Here is a 16,650-nt window from a genome sequence, read left to right as displayed (position 1 = left end):
CTGGAGGTCTTTCCCTTGCTGCAAGCCGTCGATACCCGCGCGCGCCGCGCTTCCTATCCCAGCCTGGCCGACAAATGCGTCGTGGTGACCGGCGGCGGCAGCGGGATCGGTGCGGGGCTGGTGGAAGCGTTTGCCGCGCAAGGGTCGCGCGTCGCGTTCGTCGATATTGACGATGCGCCGAGCCGCGCCCTGACCAAACGGCTGGCAGGCGAAGCGCGCTATGTGCCGCTGTATCGGCATTGCGATTTGACCGATGTCGCCGCGCTGCAGCACGCGCTGGCCGCGATCGAGCAGGATCTGGGCGGCATCGACATCCTGATCAACAACGCCGCGAACGACGATCGGCACACGATTGCCGAGGTGACACCGGCCTATTGGGACGAGCGCATGGCAGTCAATCTGCGCCACCAATTCTTCGCCGCGCAAGCCGTGGTTCCCGCGATGAAGCGCGCCGGGGCGGGGGTCATCCTCAATTTCGGGTCGATCAGCTGGCACCTCGCGCTGGGTGAGCTCGTCTTGTACCAGACCGCGAAGGCGGCGGTCGAGGGGCTGACCCGCAGCCTCGCGCGCGATCTCGGCCGCGACAATATCCGCGTCAATACGATCGTCCCCGGCAACGTCCAGACGCAGCGCCAGATGCAATGGTACACGCCCGAGGGCGAAGCGGAGATCGTTGCGGCACAATGTCTCGACGGTCGCATTCAGCCGGCCGATGTCGCGGCGCTGGTGCTGTTCCTCGCCTCCGACGATGCGCGGATGTGTACGGGGCACGATTATTTCGTCGATGCCGGCTGGCGCTGAGCATGGCTGGCCGACCGACCCGGAGCGTGCACACCGCCTGCCGCGTCGGCGCGATGCTGGGCGAGGGGCCGGTGTGGGTCGCGCGGGAGCAAGCACTGTGGTTCGTCGATATCAAACGGCATCACCTTCACCGCTTCGACCCCGCCACGTCAGCCTTGGAGACATGGAACGCCCCTGCGCAAGTTGGCTGGATTTTGCCGGCGCAAGCGGCTGATTTCGTCGTCGGGCTGCAAAGCGGGCTGGCGCGCTTTGATCCCGCCACCGGGGCCTTCGCGGCGATGGTCGACCCCGAACCGCACTTGCCGGGCAATCGGCTCAACGACGCGACGACCGATCCCACGGGCCGCATCTGGTTTGGATCGATGGACGATGCCGAGACCACAGCGACGGGGTGCTTCCACGTCTGCGATGCGGACGGCGTGCGCGTGTGCGGCCTCCCGCCGGTCACGATCGCCAACGGCCCGGCTTTGTCGCCCGATGGCCGCACGCTCTATTACACCGATACGTTGGGGCGGACGATCCATGCGGTGCCCGTCCATGACGACGGCACGCTCGGCACCCCGCGGCTCTTCGTCGAGATCGAGGCGGCCGCGGGCTATCCCGACGGCCCCACAATCGACAGCGCAGGGTGCTTATGGACCGGTTTGTTCGGCGGCTGGGGCGTGCGGCGTTATGCGCCCGACGGGCGCTTGATCGAGACGGTCGCGCTGCCGACCGCGAACATTACCAAAGTCGCGTTCGGCGGACCCTGCCTCACCACGGCCTATGTCACCAGCGCGCGTAAGGGGCTCGACGCTGCCGCGCTGGCGGCGCAGCCCGAGGCCGGTCATCTCTTCACCTTTGCGGTGGATGTCCCGGGGGTACCCGTAACCGCCGCAATAGCCTGATCGATCAAGAACATGATTATCGTTTTGGGAGAGGACGTTATGACAGAGTCAAGCGCAGGGCGGATCAACGTCGCGTTTATTGGGCTGATTGTCGCAGTGGCGACGATCGGCGGATTCATGTTCGGTTATGACAGCGGCGTAATCAACGGCACGCAGGAGGGGCTCGACAAGGCCTTCAACCTGTCGGAACTCGGCACCGGGCTCAACGTCGGCGCAATCCTGATCGGGTGCGCGGCGGGTGCCTTCCTCGCCGGGCGGCTGTCGGATCTGATCGGTCGCCGCGCGGTGATGATGATCGCAGCGGTGCTGTTTATCGTCAGCGCACTTGCCGCGGGTGCTGCGGGATCGTCCGCCGTGTTCATCCTGGCGCGCATCGTCGGAGGTCTTGGCGTCGGCGCAGCGAGCGTACTCGCTCCGGTTTATATCAGCGAAGTCGTGCCCGCGAACATTCGCGGGCGGCTGTCGAGCATCCAGCAAATCATGATCATCACCGGCCTGACCGGGGCGTTCTTTGCAAACTATGCGCTGGCGCATTCTGCCGGGGGTTCGCTCGGCACGTTATGGGGTGGGTATCCGGCATGGCGCTGGATGTTCTGGCTGCAGGTGATTCCCGCATCGATCTACTTCATCACGCTGCTGCTGATTCCGGAGAGCCCGCGTTACTTGATGCTCAAGGGTCGTGAGGCCGAGGCGGAAGGCGTGCTGACCAAGCTGTTCGGTGCCGACACCGCGCGCGATACCGTGCGCGACATTCGTGCCAGTCTTGCAATCGACCACCACCGGCCGAAATTCTCCGATCTGCGTGATCCTGCGACCGGCAAGATTCGCCCGGTTTTGTGGGCTGGCATCATGATCGCAGTGTTCCAGCAATTCGTCGGCATCAACATCGTGTTTTATTACGGCGCGGTGCTGTGGCGCTCGGTTGGGTTCAGCGAGAATGATGCGCTGATCACCAACATCATCTCGGGAGTCGTCTCGATCGCCGCGTGCATCCTTGCTTTGTTCGCGATCGACAAGATCGGTCGCAAGCCGCTGTTGCTGATCGGGTCGATCGGCATGGCGGTGACACTCAGCCTGATGGCCTATGCTTTCTCGACCGCCAGCGTCGGTGCCGATGGCGGGCTGTCGATGTCGCCGGGGATCGGCAAGCTCGCCTTCATCAGCGCGCTGGCTTACTCCGCTTTCTTCAATTTCAGCTGAGGTCCGGTGATGTGGGTGATGCTGGGCGAGATGTTCCCCAATCAGATCCGCGGATCGGGGCTGGCGGTCGCCGGGTTCGCGCAGTGGATGGCGAATTTCGCGATCAGCCTGAGCTTCCCTTGGGCGGCCAAGCATATCGGATTGCCGACCACCTACGGCTTCTATGCGGCGAGCGCGCTGGTGTCGTTCTTCCTTGTGCGCACGCTGATCAAGGAAACGCGCGGGCGCGAATTGGAACAGATGACGGGCTGATCCAGCCGCGCGCGGGGCGGGTCAGCCGCCTCGCGCGAACGGCCCGACCGTCGCGCCGACAAAGCCGCCGGCATGCTTGGTGCTGAGCAGCGTGGCGTCCTGATCCTTCGCCAGCAACCGCCAGTGCCCCGTCGGTTCGGCGTAGAAGAAGGCACAGCGCGCGCCGCTTAACACGATCCGCAAGCGCACACTGGCCGCCTTGTACGGCGCGGTCGCGATGGTCGTGCCGTCAACCGGATCGGTTTCGCCGTCGCGCCGGGAAAGAGCGACCGCATTGCCCGCGCCGGTTCGGGCGAGCGTCAGAGTGTAAAAATGTGCCGGGTCTTGCAAGATTGCCAGACCAGCGGCGTCCCCCGTCCGCTGCGGCGCGAAGCTGACCGCAGTCTCCGTTACGGCGTCGCGATGCTGAAGACGTCGCCCGAGATAGGCTGGCTGCGCGTCCCCGCCGAGGGCGGCGGTGCGCGCTTGCAGGTTCAGGCTGCCGCCCGCGAGGCTGTACCAGCGCGATTGCGGCGCACGAATTTGCAGCCAGATGCGCGCGAGCCGCGCGTCCGCGAAGTCGTCGCGGACGTGAAAGGCACCGTTTGTCGGGATCGCGGGTGCCGGCGCGCGCGGCAAGTCCGGGCGCCGGTGGACATAAGGAATCGTCGCGCCCGGCGCGGTGATCCGCGGCCAATCGTCCTGCCAGCGCACCGGCAGCAGAAAGGTCTCGCGCCCGATATTGTAGAAATCGCCCTGATAGGGTCGCGTCGCGAGGAAAATGCTCCACCACTGGCCCGAGGGCGTTGTTACAAAATCGGCGTGTCCGGCCGAAGTGATCGGATCGCGGCGCGTCGGATCGAGTCCGCGCTGCGTCAGGATCGGGTTGCTCGGGTCGGGCGTGTAAGGCCCGGTCACGCTGCGGCTGCGATAGATGACTTCGCTGTGGTTCTCGGCTGTGCCGCCCTCGGCCGTCATCAGATAATAATAGCCGTTTCGCCGGAAGATATGCGGCCCCTCGGCCCAGATCGGCTTCTGTTGCGGGTGCACGCCGCCATCGACCAGCAGTGTGCGTTCGCCGAAGGGCAGCAGCGTCTTGGTGTCGAAGCGCTGCAACCAGATCGCGCGGTGGCCGTCATAGCGCGGCGTTCCCGGCGGCGGGCCGTTGTTGAGGATCCACGCCTGCCCGTCGGTATCGAAGAACAGCGCGGGGTCGATCCCGTCGATGCTGTTCCAGTGCGGATCGGACCACGGTCCCGCAGCCTTACGCGCGGTCATGACAAAATTCCCGCCGCAATCCACACAGGTGTTGGCGATGTAGAACAGCCCGTCATGATAGCTGATGTCGGGCGCGAACACGCCGCGCGACAACCCGATTCTGCCAAAATCGAGCTGCCCCGGCCGATCGATCGCATTGCCGATCTGCGTCCACGACACCAGATCGCGGCTGTGAAAGATCGGCAAGCCGGGGAAATAGGTGAACGTCGACGTGACGAGATAATAATCGCGGTCTACGCGGGTGATCGCTGGGTCGGGATGGAAGCCCTGCAGGATCGGATTGCGATAGTCCTGCCGTCCAGCCTTAATGGTGGCATCGACCGGGTCGGAGCCGCGATAGTCGAACCAGGCGAAGCGCGCGACCGGTGGTGCCGCGGCGGCGCTTGTCGCCAGTATGGCGAGCAAGAGGAGTGCGCGCTTCAAAGCGGCCGCATCAACGAGGGGTTGGGGAACGCCCGGGGGCGGCGTCGGTCTCGCGTCGCACCAGGCGGAAGTCGAGCCGGATATGCTCGGCCGCATCGGCATGGCCGCTCCGGCGGGAGCGGACTTCCTTGACGAGCAATTCGATCCCGGCACGCGCCATATCGGCGATCGGCTGATGAATCGTCGTCAATTCGGGCCATGTTGCCGTTGCCAGCGTCGTATCGTCGAACCCACAAACGGTGAGGTCGCGCGGGACGTCGAGCCCGCGCCGATGCGCGGCCGCGACGACCGCTGCGGCCATATCGTCATTGCTCGCAAAGATCGCGGTCGGTGCGTCCGAAACATCGAGCAACGTATCGGCTGCATCGAGCCCCGATCGATAGGTGAACAGGCCTTGCGCGACGAGCTGGTCGTCGAAGGCGATGCCCGCTTCCGCCAGGGCGACACGGTAACCCTCGAGCCGCCGGGCGCTAACCGATTGCTTCGGGTTGCCGACCACAAACCCGATCCGCCGATGCCCAAGCGCGATGATATGGCGCATCATCGTCTGCGCTGCGGTAACTTCATCGATGCTGACCGCAAGCAAATCGGGCGACGGCGATCCGCTGCCGACTGCGACCGAGGGGATGCTTTCGGTTGCCAGCATGCGCAGCAAGTCGATCGAATCGCACAGCGGTGAAGGCAGGATCAGGCCGTCGATCCCGCCTGCGATCAAATGTTGCGCCACTTCGATCTCATGGTCGCCGAATTCGCATTTCTCGACGATCAATTGAATGTTGGCCTGGCTGGCGGAATCGAGGCTGCCGACGAGAAACTCGCTGAGATAGGCGGCACTCGGATTGCTGTAGAGCAAACCGAGCCGGATCGGCTGCGCGCCCGCAAGGCTGCGCGCGGCCGGGTTCGGGGAATAATGCAAAAGCGCGACGGCGTGCATGACGCGTTCGCGCGTTGTCTCGCGCACATTGCTTTCATTGTTGATGACGCGCGACACTGTCATTGGCGATACGCCTGCCTCGCGTGCGACGTCGCTGATCGTAGCGGCGCTGTTTTGACGTCGTGGCATTCGCTGTTTCAAGCGTAGGATTCCTTCGGTCCGTCGCTACGATGTTGCGCCGCAATGTGCAACGCAGGCGAGACAGAAGCGCGGTTGTGCCTCAGATGAAGCGGTTGATGAGATTCTCGATCCGCTCCTGCTGGCCCGAACGCGGGCGCGGATCGAAGGCGTGGTCCACTGCGAGATCGGCGATCCCGCCCAGATCGAGCGTCCCGATCTGCTGGCCCAGCGGGCCGTCCCAACCGGCATAGCGCTCGGCCTTGATCGTATCGAGCCGACCGTCCTCGATCAGCGCGGCGGCGCACAGCAGCCCACGCGCGACGATGTCGATTGCGCCGATATGGCCGTGGAACAGGTCGACCGCGTCGATCGACTGGCGGCGGACCTTGGCGTCGAAATTGAAGCCGCCGCTGGTGAAGCCGCCCGCGCGGAGGATTTCGAGCATCGCCAGCGTCATTTCCTCGACCGAATTGGGGAATTGGTCGGTGTCCCAGCCATTCTGGTGATCGCCGCGATTAGCGTCGATCGACCCGAAGATGCCGAGCGCGCCGGCGGTTGCGATCTCATGTTCGAACGTATGCCCCGCGAGCGTCGCATGGTTCGCCTCGATGTTGACCATGACCTCCTTTTCCAGGCCGTAGCGCTTGAGAAAGCCATACACCGTGGCGGTGTCGAAATCATATTGGTGTTTGGTCGGCTCGTGCGGCTTGGGCTCGATCAGGATCGTGCCGGTGAAGCCGATCTTGTGCTTGTGCTCAACCACCAGCCTGAGGAAACGCCCGAGATTGTCGAGTTCGCGCTTGAGATCGGTGTTCTGCAGCGTCTCATAGCCTTCGCGGCCGCCCCACAGCACGTAATTCTGCCCGCCCAGCCGGTGCGTCGCCTCGAGCGCATCGCGCACTTGCATCGCGCCGAACGCGAACACCTCCGGATCGGGGTTGGTCGCGCCACCGGCGGCGAAGCGTGGGTGGCCGAAGAGGTTGGCGGTGCCCCACAACAGCTTGCGGCCCGACGTGGCCTGCAATTGTTCGAGATGATCGACCGCTTCGGCGAAGTTGCGGCGGTGTTCCGCCACGCCGTGCGCTTCGGCCATCACGTCGACATCGTGGAAGCAGTAATACGGGATGTCGAGCTTGGCGAAAAAGTCGAACGCGACCGATCGCTTCATCGCGGCGGCCGCACTGTCGTTCACACCCGCGTGCCACGGGCGGTTGAACGTCCCCGCGCCGAACACGTCGGATCCCGGCCAGCCGAAGGTATGCCAGAAGCACGCCGCGAAGCGGAGGTGATCTTCCATCCGCTTGCCCAGCACGACGCGGTCCTTGTCGTACCAGCGATAGGCGAGCTCATCGGCTGCGTCGGGGCCCTGATAGGCGATCGTGGGAATGTCGGCGAAGAAATCGGTGGTCATGCGTCGGTCCTCGCGGGCTTGGGGGAGACTCTGGAATATGCGGCGCGAAAGGCCGCTAGCTTGGGGGCGATCCGCGTGCGTAGCGTCGCGTCGGGGGCAATGACGTGCGAGACGGGCGGTGCGACGCAGACGTCGGCGGGCGATCCGCCATCGACCGCGAGTTGCGCGAGCCGCGCCGCGCCCAGCGCCGGGCCGACTTCGCCGCCCTGGAGATAGACCAACGGCACGTCCATCGCCGCCGCGATCGTCTCACCCCAATAGCGCGATCGTGCCCCGCCACCGATGACAGCGAGTTCGGCGACCTCGCTCCCCGCTTCGCGCAAGGCATCGAGCCCGTCAGCGAGCGCGAACGCCACGCCTTCGAGCACCGCCTGCGCGAGGCGGCCCGGGTCGGTATCATTGTCGAGCTGCAGGAAGGCACCGCGCACCTGCGCATCATTGTACGGCGTGCGCTCGCCCGACAGATAGGGGAGGAACAGTTCGGGGCCGTTCGCCGCCCCGGCCGCCTCGGCCCGCGCGAACAGTTCGGCTGCGCCCGCTGCGCCGGTCAGCCGCGCGACCCAGTCGATACACGATGCGGCGCTGAGATGCACTGACATCTGGTGCCACAGATCTGGCAGGCAGTGGCAAAAGGCATGGACCGCGCGCGCCGGATTGGGGCGGAACCGGTCGTTAGCGACGAAGATCACGCCCGACGTGCCGAGCGAGAGGAGCGCCTTGCCGTCGCTGACCACGCCGACTCCCGCCGCGCCCGCGGCATTGTCGCCGCCGCCGCCCGCGACGGGAACCTCGGCCATGCCCCAGGTTTCGGCGATGTCCGGACGGAGGCGCCCGCCGAGCGCGCTGCCTTCCACGAGGCGCGGCATCTGCTCGACCGAGAGGCCGCATGCGGCGAGCAAGCTGGCGCTCCAGGCGCGCTTCGCCACGTCGAGCCAAAGCGTGCCCGCCGAATCCGACATGTCCGAAATCTTCTCGCCGGTCATCCGCAGGCGGACATAATCCTTGGGCAGCAATACGGTCGTAACGCGGTCGAACACGTCCGGCTCGTGGCGCCGCACCCATTCGAGTTTCGGCGCGGTGAAACCGGGCATGACGATGTTGCCACCGACCGTGCCAAATTCGGGCGTTTCCGCCTCCAGCGCGTCGCATTCGGCGAACGAGCGTCCGTCGTTCCACAAGATTGCCGGACGCAAAGGCCGATCATCCGCGCCGAGCAGCGTGGCACCATGCATCTGCCCGGCAATGCCGACCCCGCGGACCGCGCGGCGGATCGTGGGATCGATTGCGCGGACCGCAGCCTCGGTCGCCGCCCACCAGGCGTCGGGGTCCTGCTCTGACCATAAGAGCTCGGGCCGCTGGACGGACAGCGCGGCAACGCCCTGGCCGACCACCGCGCCGTGGGTGTCGAGCACGACCGCCTTGACGCCCGACGTGCCGATATCGATCCCTAGAAACATCGCAGCGTTATTTCACGAACGGATCGATGAGCTTGATCGTCCCGTCCGGGTTGAAGAACACTTGCGTCACCTTGACGTTGCGCAAGTGGTTCTTGTTGCTCAGCTGCGTGTCGGCATAGAAGAGCCACCATTTCCCACCGGTCGCGATGATCGAATGGTGCGTCGTCCAGCCCTGCACCGGCAGCAGGAAATGCCCGCGATAGGTGAACGGGCCATAGGGAGTGTCGCCGATCGCATAATTGAGGAAATGCGTGTCACCGGTCGAGTATGTGTAATAATATTTCTCGCCGCGCTTGAACATCCATGACGCCTCGAAGAAGCGTTTGTCGTGCGCGCCGCCTTTTACCGGCGTGCCGTCGCTATCGAGGATCACCGCATCGCGCGGTGCCTCGGCGAAGCTCTTCATGTCGGCGTTCATCCGCACGACTTTGCCCGACAGAGCGGGCTTGTCGTCCTGCAGCAGATCGGTGTCGCTGCCGTTTGGATCGAAACTGCCCGTCGCCCAGCGCTGGAGCTGCCCGCCCCAGATGCCGCCGAAATACATATAGGTCTTGCCGTCGCTGTCGGTGAACACCGCCGGGTCCATCGAATAGCTGCCGGCGATCGGCTGCGGCTCGGCCTTGAACGGGCCCATCGGATTTTTTGACGTCGCGACGCCGATCCGGAAGGTGCCGACGCCGTGCTTGTCCTTGGCCTTGTCGCGCGCCGGGAAATACAGGAAATAGGTCCCGTTCCGATAGGCGGCGTCGGGTGCCCACATCTGTTTGGAGGCCCACGGCACGTCCTTCACGTCGAGCGCTACCAGGCCGACCGTCACCGGTTCGCCGATCCGGTCCATGCGCAGGACGCGGTAATCGTGCATCGCATATTCGCTGCCGAGATCGTCATCGGGAATGTCGGTCGGCACGTCGTGCGACGGGTAGACGTAGATCTTGCCCGCGAAGACATGGGCGGAGGGGTCGGCGGTGTAGATTGAGCGCACAAGTGGCTGCGAAAGATACCTTGTCTGGCGATCCTGCGCCAATGCCAGCGAGCCGACGCCAAGCGTCAAGACCGCGAGAAGGATGCGACCTTTCATGATACCTCTCCCACCGCGCCGGTTCGCGCTTGGATTTAAGGTAGCGCTACCATTCTCTCGACGCAAGCAGTCAAGCGGTACCGTCGCAGGGGATTTCGTTCCGGCAAACTTATCACCCGACGACGACGATTTCGAGCGTCAGCGCTACCCCCATCACCAGCGCGATGATCCCCCATCGGCGCCGGGTGTCGCGCTGGCGCCATGCCCAGCGACAGTAAGCGAGCACGCCGCACAGGGTTATCAGCATCTCGAGCCAGCCGCCCAATCCACCAAAATGCGCTCCATAGCCGAGCTCCACCGTTGAATACGGCCAGAGCTGCATGTCGGGGTGGTGCGACACCAGGTCCAGCAGCCAGTGCGAGAAGACCGCCGCCGCCATCGCCGCCGCGACGCCGATTCCGCGGGCGCGAAACCAAGCCGCGTAAAGCATCGACCAGAGCAGCGCCATGACGAGCGAGTGCGACCATGGCGTCTCGAAATGGGCGAAGCTTCCGCCTTCGATGTCAAGCATCACGCCAATACCGAAAAGCAAATCGAGCACCCCGACCCCGATCATCAGGCCCAGCATAGGCGCACGCGGTTGTGCGACCTTCAGCGCCAGGCCAGCCGCGAAATGTCCCGGGAACATCAGTTTACCGCCGAACGTCGTGCGGGCCGCGGACGATCGGCCCAAGCAATCAGCCAAGCGGGCAGCAGAAATTACGCGAGGTTGATTGCCCCCTCAATGATGTGAATCACGGGATAATTCCTTTCACCTAGTTGAAAGCGCGCGTTGGTCACGGCTTGCAGCGCGGCAGATCGGCTGGGGCGCGCGTCAGCGTGAAGGTTTTTCCGAAGAGGCGCATGCCCTTATATCCGCGTTCGGTCAGGCGATTGGGCTCGACCTTGGTGATGTCGAGATCATAGAAGCCGCCTGTCCCTGCGCTATAGATCTTGCCGCTGGTCCACGTGCCATCGCGGGCGGGCATGAGACCGGTGACGAATTCCATTCCGCACAGCGGTCGCTTCTGCTTGTTCGGATCGGGATTTTTGCGATCGACCAGCGGCGCGCCATCGCTCGCGTGACTGGCCTTGAACCAAGAAAACCGGCCACAGATTGCGGGGCCGCAGCGATAATATTCATGACCGAAGCGGCCTGTTCTGCGACGATTTGCGCAAAAAACGCGCATCGAAACCGCAGCTACGCTGGCGTCGGCTATAATAGGCAAAGCGTGGGCGGACGAGGAACCGGGCACTGATCCAGCATTGCTGCCTCAATCGTATCGCCCGGCCATCAGCGAATACCCGGTTTCCGACGTGTGCCAAGGTCGGACCAAAAGCGATTGAGTCGTCGGCAGGCAGAAAGGGAAGGGGACTTTAATGCACGCCCGCGAGCCTGAAAGCGTCGAGCGGGAACTGTTGGCGATCGCGTTTGAAAATCTGAAGCCAATGCTCGCGATGAATTTCGTCGCGTGCGGTGGCGTATCGATCATCTTATGGTCTGACGGCGCGCATTGGGCGGTTTGGTGGTTCGCGACGGCCGCGACGCTGGTACTCTTGCGATATGGCCTCAGCGCCCGCCTGTCGCGCGGCGTCATTCTGGGCGGAACGCTGCGCCAATCGGCGCGATGGCGGCGTCAGTTTGCGGTCGGACTGTATCTGTCTGCAGCGCTGTGGGCAGGCCTGTCGCTGCTGGTAAGCCACTCGAATAACTCCAGCGAGTATATGGTCGCGATCATTATCTCGGCGCTTGCGGCAGGCGGATCCGGGATTATGGCAAGCCTGCTACGCGAAGGGCGGCTGTATATCGCCATGATGCTGGGACCAGCCTCCATCCTGTTGTTCGCCAGCGATCATCAAGGTGGCGTTATGGTCATTCTAGGCCTGGTGTTCCTGATCATTATGATCGTCATCCATAAACGCAATTACGTGGCGATCCGTTGCAGCGTCGTGCTGAAAAATGAGAATCTTGATCTGGTCCGCGATTTGCAAATGCTCAATAGCGACCTCGAACGCCGGATCGAGGAGCGGACGAGCGCGCTGGCCGACGCGGCCAATTCCGACAGCCTGACCGGCCTGCCGAACCGGCGTCGATTGCTGGCGTGGATGCACACACACCTTCACGCCGACAATGGCCGCGATGCCGCCGCGTTGTTTCTCGATCTCGACCGCTTCAAGCAAATCAATGACGCGATGGGCCATGATGTCGGGGACCGCATCCTTCGCGGGGTTACCGAGCGGCTGAGCGGCCTGATCCCCGACAATGCGATGTTCGCGCGGTGGGGCGGGGATGAATTCGTTCTCGTCCTGGGGCACGGCAATGACGTCTTTCGCAAGGCCGAACGGATCGGCGATGCGCTGATCGACGCGGTCAGCCAGCCTTTCCAGATCGATGGACACAGCCTCTCGATTGGCCTGTCGGCGGGCCTGGCGATGTTCCCCGGGGATGCGAGCACGCACGAAGCGCTGATCCTTGCAGCCGACCTCGCCGTCGCGGAGGTCAAGCGGCAGGGGCGTGGCAAGGTTCTGACCTTCCGCGAATCCTATGCCGCCACTCAGAAACGGCGCTTCGACGTGTCGCGCGCGCTGCCCGAGGCGATCCAGGTCGAGCAACTCGTGCTGCATTATCAGCCGATCTTCAATTGGCGTACCGGCAATATCCATGGCTATGAAGCGCTGGCGCGCTGGAACCATCCAAAGCTGGGGACGATCAACCCCGATGAATTCATCCCGATCGCGGAGGAAACCGACCGGATCATCGCGCTCGGCGATCTTGTGCTGCGGCGCGGTTGCGCCGCTGCGGTCGCGTGGACCATGCCTGATCACGCGCCGATTGTGGCGGTCAACGTCTCGGTCAAGCAGCTGCGCGAAAGCGACTTTGCCTTGCGGGTTGCCCAGATTCTCGCACAGACCGGCCTCGCCGCCGGTCGGCTCGAACTCGAAGTGACCGAATCGGTGTTTGCCGAAGACCATATCGACGCGACCCGCTTCTCGATCGAGAGCTTGCGGGCGATCGGTGTGTCGTTGCTGATCGACGATTTCGGGACGGGGTATTCCTCCTTGTCGCGCTTGTTGAGTTTCCCGGTGACCGCGGTGAAGATCGACAAGTCGTTTATGTCCACGCTGGACGGCAAGGGCGGTGCTGTCGTCGAAAGTACCGTGCTGATTGCGCGGCGGCTCGGGATTTCGGTCGTGGCTGAAGGGGTCGAGACAGCAGAGCAAGCCAAGCTGCTTTCCGAAATGGGGGTCGACCTGTTCCAGGGATATTATTTCGGTCGTCCTTCCGCGTCGGTGCTCGAAGGGCATGACATGCGCTTGCCCATCGCCGCAGTGCCCGACCTCGCGCCGTCGGAGTGCGGCACCGCAATCCACGTCCTCGCGCGAAGCTAAGGCGACGAAGCGGCCCGCGCTGATCACGCTCGCGGCCGGGACGCGCGCGCGGAGGGGCGACGCAATCCCGGACCACGCGATCGCAGGTTGTGAAGCGCGCTCGACCTTGGCACTCTGCCGACCTTGCATCAGGGGGCTTTGACCATGCGTTCGACGATTTGCGCCGTACTTCTCGCCACTGCTGCGGCCGCGCTCCCGGCCACCGCCGAGCCGATCAAGAAGGAACAGCTGCTGACGCCGCCGCCGGGCGCGCGGCATTACACGATCAGTTCGGTCGCCGGGAAGCATGGCGACATCTGGTCGTGGCGCATGCCCGACGGACGCATTGCCTATCGCATGTCGATGTCGCTGCGCGGCTGGGTCACCGAAACCGACGAAACCGTCGCGCTTGCCGCCGACAAGCGCCCGACGGCAATCGCGATTCGCGGCTTTACCGATTCGGGGGATGCAACGGAAAGCTTCAGCGTCGATGCACAAGGCGTGGCGCGATGGAAAACCGCGGTCGACGAAGGCACCGCGCCGTTCGGCACCAAGCGCTATAACACTTATGGCGGTCCGCCGCTCGCCAATGAAAGCGATATCGCCGCGCTGGTCGCCGCCGGAAGCGCGGGGGTCGATTTGCTGCCGACCGGGCACGCCTCGATCGAGATCGGGCAATCGGTTCAAATCGAAGGGCCGGCGGGGCCGCATACGGTCAAGCTCGCCTTCATCAAGGGCTATGGTTTTTCGCCGTCGCCGATTTGGCTCGACAGCGACAACCGCTTGTTCGGGGCGGCGGGGATCGTGTCCTTCCTGCCCGAAGGGTATGAGGCGAGCGGCCCGAAGCTGAAGGACATTCAGGACAAGGCGACCGCCGACATGGTGCGCGAGGTGGCGCACACGTTCCTGAAACCGGCCAACCGCACGCCGACGCTGATCGACCATGTGCTGTTGTTTGATTCGGTCGATGGCCGCTATCTGCCCGATCGCGCGGTGCTGATCGCCGGTGGCAAGATTGCTGCGGTCGGCGCGGGCGGGACAATCCCGACGCCGGCGGGCGGGGTTGTGCTCGACGGGCGCGGCAAGACGCTGTCGCCTGGGCTATGGGATTCGCATCAGCATATCGGCGGGGACGACTGGAACCTGCTGCAGAACGTCGCGACTGGCATGACCAACTATCGCAGCCCGGGATCGATGATCGATGAATCGCGCGACATCTTCAAGCGCCGCGCGGCCGGCGACCTGATCGCGCCCGATGGCAAGGTTTCGGTCATCATCGATCGGAAGGATCCGCTCGCGGCGCAAGGCGCGCTGACCGTGTCTTCGGCCGACGAAGCGATTGCGGCGGTCGACAAGATCAAGGCGGCGGGCCTGTGGGGCGTCAAATTCTACACCTCGATGAATCCGGCCTGGATCGCGCCTGCCGCCGCCGAGGCGCACCGACTCGGCCTGCACGTCCACGGCCATGTGCCGGCGGGGATGCGTCCGCTCGAGGCGGTGCGCGCCGGTTATGACGAGATCACGCATATCAATTTCATCATGATGCAAGCGATGCCGCAGGCGGTGGTGGACAAGGCCAACACCGCCGCCCGGCTCGAGGGGCCCGCCAAATATGGCAAGGACGTCGATCTCGATTCGCCCGCGATGACGGCGTTCTATCGGGAATTGGCGCAGCGCAAGACGATCATCGATCCCACGCTCACGGTCTGGGAACCGCTGATGACATCGGACGGCAGCGCGATCTCGCCCGAATATGCGCCGTTTGCCACGGTTGCGCCGCCCGCGGTCGTGCGCGGGTGGAAGATCGCTGGCTACCCGCTGTTCGACGGCGTCACGCGTGAGGATTTCCGCAAGAGCTTCGCCAAGATGGTCGGTCTGGTCGGCAAATTGCACCAGGCGGGCGTGCGGATCGTCGCGGGCACCGACGGATCCGGGCTCGAACTCGTTCGCGAACTCGAATTGTATCAGCAAGCCGGACTCAGCAATGCCGAGGCGCTGCAGTCGGCAACGATCGTTCCGGCCCGGATGACCGGCATGGCCGACCGCACCGGGTCGATCGCGCCGGGCATGACCGCCGATGTCATTTTGGTCGATGGCGATGTGTCGGCCGACATCACGAACCTGCGCCACGTTCACACCGTGTTCCTCGACGGCTATCGCCTCGACGGCGCGACGTTACGCTCGGCGAGCGGCATGAGCGGTATGCCGCAATAGCGGGCGCCGCGCCGAAAGCGCCGCCGCTTCAGCGCAGCGTGCGAAGGCGGCTGCCGCAGAAGGCGGCGACCAGCGCGCCACCCGCCGCGACCTGCATCACCAGGACCATCGGTAATGCCTCGCCCCACTCGCCAATCACGACGAGTGTCAGGGCTGGCGCGAGAATGCCGGGCAGGGTGTTGGTAAGGTTCATGACGCCAAGCAACGTTGCGCGGCGGCTGTTGTCGGCAACCAGCTGCGCCACCAGCGCGCTGTCGATCGCCAAAAATCCTGCCAGCCCCGCCGCGAGCCCGCCATAGGCTGCCACGCTCAGCGGCCAGCCGGGCGCGACCGACAAGATCGCCATGCTTACAGCAACGAGAATCGCGGCGATCGCAAGCGGCGCGCGGCGACGCCCAAGTCGATCGGAAACCCACCCCACGTAGAGCGCGCCCGCAACCGACAGTATCGCAAAGGTAAAGGCCAGCACGCCGACGGCCGCACCGATCGCGCGCACGCCCCCGACGGGACGGACGACATCGGCGACATAAAAATAGAGGTACGGGCAGATTGCGGCCGCCGCGAACTGCACCAGCAGCCGCGCCGTCCACGCCAGGATGAAGTCGTGCAGCACCCAGCGCCGCCGCGCTTGCGCGGCGGCCTCCATCGCCGTCTCGGGTGCGATCAACGGCGGAACCGGCCAAAGCACGATCAGCGGCGCGACCAGCGCCAGCACAACCAGAATGGTTATGGTCAGCGCGACGGTCGTGCTCGCGCCCGGGGCCACGGGCGCGGTGATCGTCAAGACCGTCACCATCAACGACCCAAATGGCAGTGCCAAACCGAGCCACCCCGCCATGCGCCCTTTTTGGTGATCGGGAACGTAATCTACGATCAGCGCGACCAGCGGCGACAGCATCAGATTGAGCGCGAGCTGGTACGCCACGATCGCCAGCACGACCTGCGCAAACGAATCCGCCACCGCCAAGGCCGCGAGGCTTGCTGCCAATGCGACGGCGCCGACCGTGATCAGCCAGCGTCTGCTGCGCGTATGCCGGAACAGCGCATCGCTGATTGCGCCCGCCACGATGTTGCCACTGCCCGCCGCGACCCCTCCCGCCACCAAAATCCAGCTCAACGTCTGCACGGCGGCACCACCGGCCAGATCGGGCAAGGTCGCAACCTTCTGGGGCAGGATCAGCGCAAAAAGCGGCATGAACGCGGTAAATGCACCGAACATCGCCAGCACATAGCAAATCGTAAAGGCGGTGGGCGTCGGGACGCGCTGG

12 protein-coding genes and 1 pseudogene are annotated in these 16,650 nt (G+C 64.5%); 5 read left to right on the top strand and 8 right to left on the bottom strand.

The window, feature by feature from the left end; translation table 11 throughout:
• Nucleotides 1-15 precede the first annotated feature (15 nt).
• The 3 genes and pseudogenes from xylB (IEV62_RS05975) (at nt 16) to IEV62_RS05965 (ending at nt 3,140) form a co-directional block, all read left to right on the top strand.
• Nucleotides 16-801, top strand: coding sequence for a D-xylose 1-dehydrogenase (xylB, locus tag IEV62_RS05975; RefSeq protein ID WP_188445972.1), 786 nt, complete (start codon nt 16-18; stop codon nt 799-801).
• 2 nt (nt 802-803) lie between these two features.
• Nucleotides 804-1,688, top strand: coding sequence for an SMP-30/gluconolactonase/LRE family protein (locus IEV62_RS05970; RefSeq protein WP_188445951.1), 885 nt, complete (start codon nt 804-806; stop codon nt 1,686-1,688).
• Nucleotides 1,689-1,727: 39 nt separating this feature from the next.
• Nucleotides 1,728-3,140: pseudogene (locus tag IEV62_RS05965) on the top strand (sugar porter family MFS transporter).
• A gap of 21 nt (nt 3,141-3,161) precedes the next feature.
• On the opposite strand, the gene IEV62_RS05960 reads toward IEV62_RS05965, so the two are convergent.
• The 7 genes from IEV62_RS05960 to IEV62_RS05930 form a co-directional block, all read right to left on the bottom strand.
• The gene (locus IEV62_RS05960; protein WP_229732845.1) at nt 3,162-4,820 is read right to left on the bottom strand and encodes a glycoside hydrolase family 43 protein; all 1,659 of its coding nucleotides are present in this window, start codon (nt 4,818-4,820) and stop codon (nt 3,162-3,164) included.
• Nucleotides 4,821-4,830: 10 nt separating this feature from the next.
• Nucleotides 4,831-5,883, bottom strand: a complete 1,053-nt coding sequence (locus IEV62_RS05955) for a LacI family DNA-binding transcriptional regulator (RefSeq protein ID WP_188445950.1) — start codon at nt 5,881-5,883, stop codon at nt 4,831-4,833.
• Nucleotides 5,884-5,974: 91 nt separating this feature from the next.
• Entirely contained in the window at nt 5,975-7,285 is a 1,311-nt protein-coding gene (xylA, locus tag IEV62_RS05950; RefSeq protein ID WP_188445949.1) for a xylose isomerase, read from the bottom strand.
• Nucleotides 7,282-8,742 carry a xylulokinase gene (xylB, locus tag IEV62_RS05945; protein WP_188445948.1) on the bottom strand — a complete coding sequence of 487 codons (1,461 nt, stop codon included), beginning with the start codon at nt 8,740-8,742 and terminating at the stop codon, nt 7,282-7,284. The genes xylA and xylB (IEV62_RS05945) overlap by 4 nt, the downstream gene beginning before the upstream one ends.
• Before the next feature lie 7 nt (nt 8,743-8,749).
• Entirely contained in the window at nt 8,750-9,820 is a 1,071-nt protein-coding gene (locus tag IEV62_RS05940; RefSeq protein WP_188445947.1) for a glycoside hydrolase family 43 protein, read from the bottom strand.
• Nucleotides 9,821-9,932: 112 nt separating this feature from the next.
• Nucleotides 9,933-10,388 carry a metal-dependent hydrolase gene (locus tag IEV62_RS05935; protein WP_188445946.1) on the bottom strand — a complete coding sequence of 152 codons (456 nt, stop codon included), beginning with the start codon at nt 10,386-10,388 and terminating at the stop codon, nt 9,933-9,935.
• Nucleotides 10,389-10,596: 208 nt separating this feature from the next.
• Nucleotides 10,597-10,989: a DUF2147 domain-containing protein gene (locus IEV62_RS05930; RefSeq protein WP_188445945.1), complete on the bottom strand. Its 393-nt coding sequence runs from the start codon at nt 10,987-10,989 to the stop codon at nt 10,597-10,599.
• Nucleotides 10,990-11,179: 190 nt separating this feature from the next.
• On the opposite strand from IEV62_RS05930, the gene IEV62_RS05925 reads away from it, so the two are divergent.
• Both IEV62_RS05925 and IEV62_RS05920 read left to right on the top strand, forming a co-directional pair.
• The gene (locus IEV62_RS05925) at nt 11,180-13,189 is read left to right on the top strand and encodes a putative bifunctional diguanylate cyclase/phosphodiesterase (protein WP_188445944.1); all 2,010 of its coding nucleotides are present in this window, start codon (nt 11,180-11,182) and stop codon (nt 13,187-13,189) included.
• A 144-nt stretch (nt 13,190-13,333) separates the two neighbouring features.
• Nucleotides 13,334-15,382, top strand: a complete 2,049-nt coding sequence (locus IEV62_RS05920) for an amidohydrolase family protein (protein ID WP_188445943.1) — start codon at nt 13,334-13,336, stop codon at nt 15,380-15,382.
• A 28-nt stretch (nt 15,383-15,410) separates the two neighbouring features.
• Here IEV62_RS05920 and IEV62_RS05915 read toward each other — a convergent pair whose 3' ends face one another.
• Nucleotides 15,411-16,610, bottom strand: a complete 1,200-nt coding sequence (locus IEV62_RS05915) for an MFS transporter (protein WP_268234230.1) — start codon at nt 16,608-16,610, stop codon at nt 15,411-15,413.
• Nucleotides 16,611-16,650 lie beyond the last annotated feature (40 nt).

Origin of the sequence: Sphingomonas psychrolutea, from assembly GCF_014636175.1 — a bacterium.
In the GTDB taxonomy this organism is placed as follows: domain Bacteria; phylum Pseudomonadota; class Alphaproteobacteria; order Sphingomonadales; family Sphingomonadaceae; genus Sphingomonas; species Sphingomonas psychrolutea.
Note: the sequence above shows the minus strand (reverse complement) of the source record. Positions and strands in the feature narration are given on the sequence as shown.

Bases quoted from the DNA above. Each gene is read 5' to 3' on its own strand.
- IEV62_RS05970 (WP_188445951.1), top strand. From the start codon at position 804: ATGGCTGGCCGACCGACCCGGAGCGTGCACACCGCCTGCCGCGTCGGC.
- IEV62_RS05955 (WP_188445950.1), bottom strand. From the start codon at position 5,883: ATGCCACGACGTCAAAACAGCGCCGCTACGATCAGCGACGTCGCACGC.
- xylA (WP_188445949.1), bottom strand. From the start codon at position 7,285: ATGACCACCGATTTCTTCGCCGACATTCCCACGATCGCCTATCAGGGC.
- xylB (WP_188445948.1), bottom strand. From the start codon at position 8,742: ATGTTTCTAGGGATCGATATCGGCACGTCGGGCGTCAAGGCGGTCGTG.
- IEV62_RS05940 (WP_188445947.1), bottom strand. From the start codon at position 9,820: ATGAAAGGTCGCATCCTTCTCGCGGTCTTGACGCTTGGCGTCGGCTCG.
- IEV62_RS05935 (WP_188445946.1), bottom strand. From the start codon at position 10,388: ATGCTGGGCCTGATGATCGGGGTCGGGGTGCTCGATTTGCTTTTCGGT.
- IEV62_RS05930 (WP_188445945.1), bottom strand. From the start codon at position 10,989: ATGCGCGTTTTTTGCGCAAATCGTCGCAGAACAGGCCGCTTCGGTCAT.
- IEV62_RS05925 (WP_188445944.1), top strand. From the start codon at position 11,180: ATGCACGCCCGCGAGCCTGAAAGCGTCGAGCGGGAACTGTTGGCGATC.
- IEV62_RS05920 (WP_188445943.1), top strand. From the start codon at position 13,334: ATGCGTTCGACGATTTGCGCCGTACTTCTCGCCACTGCTGCGGCCGCG.